The organism is Sutterella parvirubra YIT 11816, from assembly GCF_000250875.1.
Classification (GTDB): domain Bacteria; phylum Pseudomonadota; class Gammaproteobacteria; order Burkholderiales; family Burkholderiaceae_F; genus Sutterella; species Sutterella parvirubra.
Genome location: NZ_JH604890.1, coordinates 1 through 9,178, shown reverse-complemented (window position 1 = coordinate 9,178; position 9,178 = coordinate 1). Strand labels below are relative to the sequence as shown.

General features: G+C 64.4%; 4 protein-coding genes. All 4 read left to right on the top strand.

Going from position 1 to position 9,178, the window contains the following annotated elements; all coding sequences use genetic code 11:
- Positions 1–539 precede the first annotated feature (539 nt).
- The 4 genes from HMPREF9440_RS02430 to guaA all read left to right on the top strand — a co-directional run bounded on the left by HMPREF9440_RS02430 (position 540) and on the right by guaA (position 8,297).
- Positions 540–2,402: an AMP-dependent synthetase/ligase gene (locus tag HMPREF9440_RS02430; protein WP_008541153.1), complete on the top strand. Its 1,863-nt coding sequence runs from the start codon at positions 540–542 to the stop codon at positions 2,400–2,402.
- Between the two features lie 207 nt (positions 2,403–2,609).
- Positions 2,610–4,451 carry an AMP-dependent synthetase/ligase gene (locus HMPREF9440_RS02425; protein ID WP_008541152.1) on the top strand — a complete coding sequence of 614 codons (1,842 nt, stop codon included), beginning with the start codon at positions 2,610–2,612 and terminating at the stop codon, positions 4,449–4,451.
- Positions 4,452–4,963: 512 nt separating this feature from the next.
- Positions 4,964–6,433, top strand: a complete 1,470-nt coding sequence (gene guaB, locus HMPREF9440_RS02420) for an IMP dehydrogenase (protein WP_008541150.1) — start codon at positions 4,964–4,966, stop codon at positions 6,431–6,433.
- A 298-nt stretch (positions 6,434–6,731) separates the two neighbouring features.
- Positions 6,732–8,297, top strand: coding sequence for a glutamine-hydrolyzing GMP synthase (gene guaA / locus HMPREF9440_RS02415; protein WP_008541148.1), 1,566 nt, complete (start codon positions 6,732–6,734; stop codon positions 8,295–8,297).
- The last annotated feature ends 881 nt before the right edge of the window (positions 8,298–9,178 follow it).

Sequence of the window (9,178 nt, the reverse complement as noted above, 5' to 3'; positions counted from 1 at the left end):
CAGCACATTTCAATTTGGACAGCAGTGGGTCGGTACCATTCACCTCATCCGTCCCTTGCCGCACCTTCCGCGCCCCGGCTCCTCCCCCTCACAACGGCAGTCGGGCAGCCGGAGGGCCGACCTGACTGACGGACGGACGGGCGGCCGCTCGACGCACCCACCGACGCCCCGTCCGTTCCCCCCCCGCCGCCCCCGCAGGGCCCGATTCATCCCCTCCCGCCACCTGACATCATCCGTACGGATGATCCTGCGATCCCCCGCACAAGGGTTGGGAACATGCCTCAGGAGACGCGCTGCGGCGCTTTGGCGCACAATCCGTCTCAACAGAACACGCGCGGCTCGACCCCGGTCCGCCCGAACGTGTCTCTCCGACCCGAAGCCGGCGCGCCCAAGGTGAAGCGCGAACGGCCTTTTGTCTTGGGTGAAAGGGACGCGGCGGGCGTTGAATCCGGCGTCGCGTCCGACCCCGGTGTCTTCCCACTCCGGGCCGTCCGACGGCGCGCCGCGAACCCGAACACTCAGCACACCGGTTTCTTTCCATGCGACACGAAGTCTCGCCGGCGGCGCGCGGGCGCATCGACGCGCTCTCACTCGTCACCACCATCCCCGAACTCCTCACGCAGCATCTCCCCGTGCGCCCGGACGCCGTCGCGTACCGCAACTGGAGCGCCCAGGAGAAGGCCTGGAAGGACTACACCTTCCGCGAAACGCATGAGATCGTGGAGAAGTGGCGCCACGCCCTCGCCGGCCTCGGGCTCGTGCGCGGGGCGCGTGCGGCGATGCTGCTCCCCAACTGCGTCGACGCCGTGCACTTCGACCTCTCGGTGCTCGCGAACGCCCTCGTGCCCGTGCCGCTTCACGCGATCGACACGCCGAAGAGCTCCGCCTTCATCATCAACGACAGCGGCGCGGAGCTCCTCGTCACGAACAAGCTCCTCAAATGGCGTCAGATCCGTGCGGCCGCCGAAACGCCCACGCTGAAGATGGTCGTCATCACGGACGACGGCGACGTGAACGACCCCGAGTCGCCCATCCCCGTCGTGTCGCTTGCGAAGTTCCTCGCGGCGACGCCGGACGCTCCCTTGCCTGAGGGCCCCAAGCCCAACGACCTCGCCGCGCTCGTCTACACGTCGGGCACGACCGGTAACCCGAAGGGCGTGATGCTCACGCACCGCAACATCCTCTCGAACCTGCAGGGCGTCTTGAAGAGCATTCAGCCGAGCGAAAGCGAAACGCTCCTCTCGTTCCTCCCGCTCTCGCACACGTTCGAGCGTACGGCTTCCTACTACTTGGCCCTGGGCCTCGGCTTCACCTGCGCCTTCAACCGCTCGATCGCGAACCTCGCGGACGACCTCAAGACCATCCGCCCGACCATCATCATGTCGGTCCCGCGCGTCTACGAGATGATCCACGGGAAGGTGATGGACGGGCTCGCGAAGAAGCCCCCGATGGTGCGCCGCATCTTCAACTGGGCGGTGGCGGTCGGCTGGCGGCGCTTCTGCCGCGAAAACGGCCTTCCGGTCGAACCCTCGGCCTTGAGCTTCCTCGACCCCTTCGTCGCGGGCTTCCTCGACAAGAAGGTGGGCAAAACCTTGCGCGACGCCTTCGGCGACCGCATCCACCTCTTCATTTCGGGCGGGGCGGCGCTGCCGACCAACGTCGCGAAGGTCTTCCTCGCCTTGGGCGTCCCCATCTTCCAGGGCTACGGCATGACGGAAACGAGCCCGATCATTTCGGTGAACCGCCCCGGCTCGAACCACCCGAACACGGTGGGTCCGGCCTTGGCCAACATCGAAGTGCGTCTGGGCGACGGCGACGAAATCCAGGTCCGCGGTCCCTCCGTCATGAAGGGCTACTGGAACCGTCCGGAAGCGACCCGCGAGATCTTCACGGAAGACGATTGGCTGCGCACCGGGGACGTGGGCGAAATCTACAAGGACGGTCACATCCGCATCACGGGCCGCATCAAGGAAATCATCGTGACGTCGACGGGCGAAAAGGTGCCGCCCACCGACCTCGAAGCGGCGGTGACGACCGACCGCCTCTTCACGCAGTGCATGGTGGTGGGCGACGACCGTCCCTTCATCTCGGCGCTCTGCGTCGTGAACGAAGGCCCCTGGGCCGCGCTCTGCGAAGAGCTCGGTTTGGACCCCAACGATCCGGCGTCGTTGGACAAAAAGGAAGCCAAGGCCGCGGCGCTTCGCCGCATCAAGGCGGCCACCTCGGGCTTTCCCAACTACGGGGTGCCGCGCCAGGTGACGCTTCTCAAAGAAGGCTTCACGATCGAAAACGGGCTTCTGACGCCCACCTTGAAGTTGAAGCGCCGCATGATCGCCCGCGCGCACTATGAAGCGATCGAGGCGATGTACGCCGCGCTCGCGCCGAAGAAGGCGGCGGGCTGATCCAGGAAAAAGGAAGAAGAACCGGCGGTCGGAGGGCATCCCAACGACCGTCCTTTCTTCTCTTCCCAGCACCCTCACAAGGGAAATCCCTCACCCGAAGACGGCGCGCCGCGCCGTCTTCGTCCGCAGAATGGCGTGTGCGGCGCCCGTCCCTCGACTTCAGGCGCCGCCCCGAACACCCAAGCCCCACGAGCGACCGTCTCCCACATGTCCGCCAAGCCCTACGTCTTCGACCTGAACACCATCCCGGCGCTCCTCGAGCGCACGGTCTCGACCTTTCCCGAGCGCGAAGCCTTCCGGCAGTTCGACCATCAGGAAAACGCCTGGATCTCCACCACGTGGAAGGACTTCGGCGAGCTCGTCCTGCGTTGGCGGAAGGCCTTCGCGAAGATGGGGCTCCGGCGCGGCGACCGCGTCGCGATGCTTTTGACGAACTGCCTCGACGCGGTCGCCTTCGACGAGGCGGCGCTCGCGAACGCCCTCGTCCCCGTCCCGCTCCACGCGATCGACACGGCGGGTTCGTCCGCGTACATCTTGAAGGACTCCAACGCCCGCTTTCTCGTCACGACCGCCCGCGCCCGCTGGAACGCGATCCGCGCGGCCGCGCCCGACTTGAACGACCTGGAGCGCGTCGTCTTCACGAGCGAAGTGGTGGACGAACACGAAGACCAGGATGACGGCGTGACGCTGATGGGGGTCGAATCCTGGCTCGCCTCCGGGAACGACCTCCCGGAGGCCGACCTCCCCGAGGGCCCCGGTCCCGACGATCTGGCCGGGCTCATCTATACGTCGGGCACCACCGGCCGCCCCAAGGGCGTGATGCTGACGCACGCGAACCTCGTCGCGAATTTGCGCCAGATCGAGCTCGCGAACCCGATCGACGAGACGGACGTCTTCCTCTCGTATCTGCCCTTCTCGCACACGTTCGAACGCACGGTCGCGCACTACGTCTCCGTCGCGCACGGGAGCGCGATGGCGTTCGCGCGTTCCGCGGCGATGATCGAGCGGGATTTGGTCGACGTGAAGCCCACGCTCATGTGCTCGGTGCCGCGCGTCTACGAGCGCATCTACCAGCGGATCCGCCACGAATTGGCGGAAGCGGACGAAAAGCGCAGGTACCTCACCGAATGGGCGGAAGAAGCCGGTTGGCGGCGCTTCGCGAAGAAGAACGACCTCCCGGTGGAGCACACCGAACGCGAGAACTTGGACGACACCGTCGCCCAGATGCTGGACGACGAGGTGGGCGCGAAGATCCGCGAGATCTTCGGTGGGCGTCTGCGCGCCACCTTCGCGGGCGGCGCGTCGCTCAACTACACCGTCGCGAAATTCTTCAGCGCGATGGGGCTCAACATCCTCCACTCCTATGGGCTTACGGAAACGAGCCCGATCGTCTCGATGTCGACCCCGGACGGGAACCACCCCGCGTGCGTGGGCTTTCCCGTCGAGGGCACCCAGGTGCGTTTGGGCGAGATGGATGAGCTGCAGGTGAAGGGCCCCCAGGTGATGAAGGGCTACTGGCAGAAGCCTGAGGAAACCGCCCGCGCCTTCACCGCGGACGGTTGGTTCCGCACCGGGGACCAGGCGGACTTGTCCGACGGCGGGCGCGTGCGCATCAAGGGCCGTTTGAAGGAAATCATCGTGACGTCGACGGGCGAGAAGATCCCGCCGGTCGACGTCGAATTCGCCGTGCAGGCGGACCGGCTCTTCGAGCAGGTGCTGGTTTTGGGCGAAAACCGTCCGTTCGTATCCGCCTTGGTGGTGGTGAACGACAAGCTCTGGCGCGAACTCTGCGCCGAGATGCAGAAGGATCCGGACGCCCCCGAAACGATGACCGACCGCGCGGTGACGAGGCTCTTGGTGAAGCGCGTGCGCGCCGCCGCGAAGGACTTCCCCGCCTACGGGATCCCGCGTGCGGTGGGCGTGGTGCGCGAACCCTTCACGGTGGAGTCGGGGCTTTTGACGCCCACGATGAAGCTGCGCCGCCGGGAGATTCAGGCCCGCTACGCGGACTTGGTCGAGAGCCTCTACGCGGGGCACAAGACCGCGTGATCAGGATCTGACCGGGTCTGATCGGGGTCCGACCGACTGAAATCCGATCGGGGGCGGGCCGGAGCCGCAGTCCCAACCGCGACTCCCTTCGGGGCGGGGACTTTCCCGCCCCGACGTCTTTCCGGCGTCCCGTCCTCCCGCCCGCTGACGCGCCCGACAACGCACCGACAACCCGCCCGGATGCGCCCCGACGCCCGCGGTTTTACGGGCTACGCCGCACGATTCCCCTGACCGAAGACGCTTCCGAAGAAGCTTCTTCGCCGGAAGAAAAAACACCTTCTCCCGGCCCACGCTCCGGAACAAACGCGATAGAATGCGCCCGCAAATCAATCTCCGTTTTCTCGAAAGCCCCTTCACCCCCTGAAGCGGCCCCCGCGAAAAAGCGTGCCGGACCGGATTCCCCCAAGGAATGCGGTTGGTGCCTGAGGAACTGATCCCACAATGTGCCGCTCCCACCCGCGGAGCCCTCCACAGGTCGGACGGCGTATTTTTTTTTGCGCTCAGAGGTTGTTATGCGACTCCTTCAGAAGGCCCTCACCTTCGACGACGTCCTTCTCGTCCCCGCCTATTCCGAAGTCCTCCCCCGTGATACCGCTCTTCAGACGCGCCTGACGCGCGGCCTGACGCTGAACATCCCCATGGTCTCCGCCGCCATGGACACGGTGACGGAAGCCAATCTCGCCATCGCGCTCGCCCAGGAAGGCGGCCTCGGCTTCATTCACAAGAACATGACCGCGGACATGCAGGCCGCGGAAGTCTCCAAGGTGAAGCGCCACGAAGCGGGCGTCGTCGCCGAACCGATCACCGTGAACCCCGACATGCTCGTGGGCGACGTGATCGCGATCGCGCGTGAGCACCACATCTCGGGTCTTCCGGTCGTCGGTGCCGACGGCACGGTCCTCGGCATGGTCACGAACCGCGACCTGCGCTTTGAAACCCGCATGGGCGTGCCCGTCCGCGAAGTGATGACGCCGCGTGAGCGCCTCGTCACGGTCCACGAAGGGGCGTCCCTCGACGAAGCGAAGGAACTCATGCACCGCCACCGCCTCGAGCGCGTCCTCGTCGTCGACGACGCGTTCCGTTTGGCGGGCCTCATGACCGTGAAGGACATCACCAAGGCGACGGACCACCCCTTCGCTGCGAAGGACGCGCAGGGGAAGCTTTTGGTGGGCGCCGCGGTCTCCGTCGGTGCCGGCACCGAAGAGCGCGTCGAGAAGCTCGTTGACGCGGGCGTCGACGTCATCGTCGTCGACACGGCGCACGGCCACTCTGCGGGCGTTCTCAACCGCGTCAAGTGGGTGAAGGAACACTATCCCAACCTCCAGGTGATCGGCGGCAACATCGCCACCGCCGACGCTGCCCGCGCGCTCGTTGACCACGGCGCCGACGGCGTCAAGGTCGGCATCGGCCCGGGCTCGATCTGCACGACCCGCATCGTCGCGGGCGTCGGCGTGCCCCAGATCTCCGCGATCAGCAACGTCGCCGAAGCCCTCGAAGGCACCGGCGTTCCCTGCATCGCCGACGGCGGCATCCGCTTCTCGGGCGACATCGCCAAGGCGATCGCCGCGGGCGCGAGCTGCGTCATGATGGGCGGCATGTTCGCGGGCACCGAAGAAGCCCCGGGCGAAGTGATCCTCTACCAGGGGCGCTCGTACAAGTCCTACCGCGGCATGGGCTCTCTCGGTGCCATGGGCAAGGGCTCCGCCGACCGCTACTTCCAGGACAACAACGCCGGCAACATCGACAAGTTCGTCCCCGAAGGCATTGAAGGCATGGTGCCCTACAAGGGCCAGGTCGCCCAGATCATCTATCAGATGATCGGCGGTCTTCGCAGCTCCATGGGCTACTGCGGCTGCCGCACGATCGACGAAATGCGCACCCGCGCCAACTTCGTCCAGATCACGGCGGGCGGTCTTCGCGAATCGCACGTCCACGACGTCAAGATCACGAAGGAAGCGCCGAACTACCGTCAGGAAAGCTGATCCCTTCGGCTTCGCGGGAGCCCTTCCGGTCTCCCCGACGCCCCGGGTCAGGCACCGAAACGTCCCGTCCGCGAGCCCCGCGGCGGGGCGTTTTTCTTTTCTCCGCGGGGCCCGGCGACACCCTCTTCCGGGGGCGTGGAAAGGGGTCGACAAAGGGGGCGGAAAACGGTCCGCAAAGGCCATTCCGATGAGGCTTTCTGCTAAAGTAGCGCCATCCGTTTTTCCGCCCGCCGGAGGCCCTCGCCGGAGCCCCGCCGGACGATTCGAATTCATCAACCTTTGAGGTGTTCGACAACCTATGTCCCACGACCGCATCCTTATTCTGGACTTCGGCTCCCAGGTGACGCAGCTCATCGCCCGCCGCGTGCGTGAAGCCCACGTCTACTGCGAAGTCCACGCCAACGACGTCTCGGCCGAGTTCATCCGCGAATTCAACCCGAAGGGCATCATCCTCTCCGGGTCGCACATGTCCGCCTACGAAGAAAGCAACGACCAGGTGAGTCCCGCCGTCTTCGAAGCCGGCGTGCCCGTCCTCGGCATCTGCTACGGCATGCAGACGATGGCGCAGCAGTTGGGCGGCCGCGTGGAAGGCTCGAACAAGCGCGAATTCGGCTACGCCGAAGTCCGCGCCCACAACCACACGAAGCTCCTCGAAGGCATCGAGGACTTCCGCACGGCGGAAGGCCACGGGATGCTGAAGGTCTGGATGTCGCACGGCGACAAGGTGACGGTGCTCCCCCCGGGCTTTTCCGTCATGTGCTCGACGCCGTCCTGCCCCATCGCCGGCATGTGCGACGAATCCCGCGGCTACTACGCCGTGCAGTTCCACCCGGAAGTGACCCACACCGTCAAGGGCCGCGAAATCATCGAGCGCTTCGTGCTCTCGATCTGCGGCGCGAAGCCCGACTGGGTGATGTCGAACTACATCGCCGAAGCGGTGGAATCCATCAAGGCTCAGGTCGGTGACGAAGAAGTCATCCTGGGGCTCTCCGGCGGCGTCGACAGCTCTGTGGCCGCGGCCCTCATTCACCGCGCCATCGGCAAGAACCTCACCTGCGTCTTCGTCGACAACGGGCTCCTGCGCAAGAACGAGCGCGAACAGGTCCGCGAAACGTTCGAAAAGAACATGGGCCTGAAGCTCATCGTCGTCGACGCGGTCGACCGCTTCATGAACGCTCTCGCCGGCGTCACCGACCCCGAACAGAAGCGCAAGATCATCGGCCGTGAATTCGTGGAGATCTTCCAGGAAGAAGCCTCGAAGCTCACCGCCGCGAAGTGGCTCGCCCAGGGCACGATCTACCCCGACGTGATCGAGTCCGCCGGCGCCAAGACCAAGAAGGCGAAGACCATCAAGTCGCACCACAACGTGGGCGGCCTCCCCGATACGCTTCACCTCAAGCTTTTGGAGCCGCTGCGCTCCCTCTTCAAGGACGAAGTGCGCGAATTGGGCGTCGAACTCGGCCTTCCCGCCGAAATGGTCTACCGTCACCCGTTCCCGGGTCCGGGCCTCGGCGTGCGCATCCTCGGTGAAGTGAAGCGCGAATACGCCGACCTTCTCCGCGAAGCCGACGCGATCTTCATCGAAGAACTCCGCGCCGCCGGTCTCTACGACAAGGTGAGCCAGGCGTTCGTCGTCTTCCTCCCGGTGAAGTCCGTGGGCGTGATGGGCGACGGCCGCACGTACGACTATGTCGTGAGCCTGCGCTGCGTCGAAACGTCCGACTTCATGACCGCCCACTGGTCGCACCTCCCGTACGAGCTCTTGGGCCGCGTCTCGAACCGCATCATCAATGAGGTGAAGGGCATCAACCGCGTCGTCTACGACGTCTCCGGGAAGCCGCCCGCCACGATCGAGTGGGAATAATCTCCCCTGACGTGGTCAGGCCGATGACCTGATCGAACAAGACCCCCGGGATTCGCTGAGTTCCGGGGGTTTTGATTGGTCCATCCACTTCGACGTCGACTCATCGTCGGTCCACATCGTTGTGTACCTCAGCATGGCGATGTAAGGTATGCAACGACCGTTGCGCACCGTAAAAGCGCTTTTAAAGTACACAAAACACTTTGTGTACCTCCAACGCCGCGGCTAAAGTACACAAACGCTTTTGCATATCGTCAGGGTGCACCTCAAGGTATACAAGTCCTCTTGTGTACAGCAGAGGCTCTGTTCACCGTTCACAAATCCGTTTTCGTACTGTCAGACTCCAACTCAACGTACACAAGCTCCTTGCGTACAGCACACGGCCTCGCTCGCCATACACAAACTTTCCAGTGTTAGGGAAACAGCTTTCACGACCACACGCTCCGTCAAAAACCCAACGTCTTGACCATCCGCAGTCCGGTCCAACACGCTACCTCCCGCGCCGCGGCCCCGAACATCATCACAGAAGTACACGGCATTAAGCGCATCATCTACGACAACTTCGGCAAACTGCCTACCCCAATCGAATGGGAATACTCATCTGCCGTGAGACCTTTCCTCCTGTCTGACCGAATCCCCAAGATCCGCAAAAGGTCTCAGGATTCAACTTGTCCTACGAGAACGACGAAAACCGGTAGTGACTACGACGGATCGTCGAGTCGATCCTCCGTGGGTGTACTTCCAAGGGACGCAAAGTTCTTTGTGTACAGCGAGTGCCCCTTTCAGGGTACACAATATCCACCACAAGATCGCGTTTGGACCACAGAAAGTCACTTGCGTACGGTAAAGCTCGTTTTAGGGAACCTCTTCACGGAAGAGGTTCG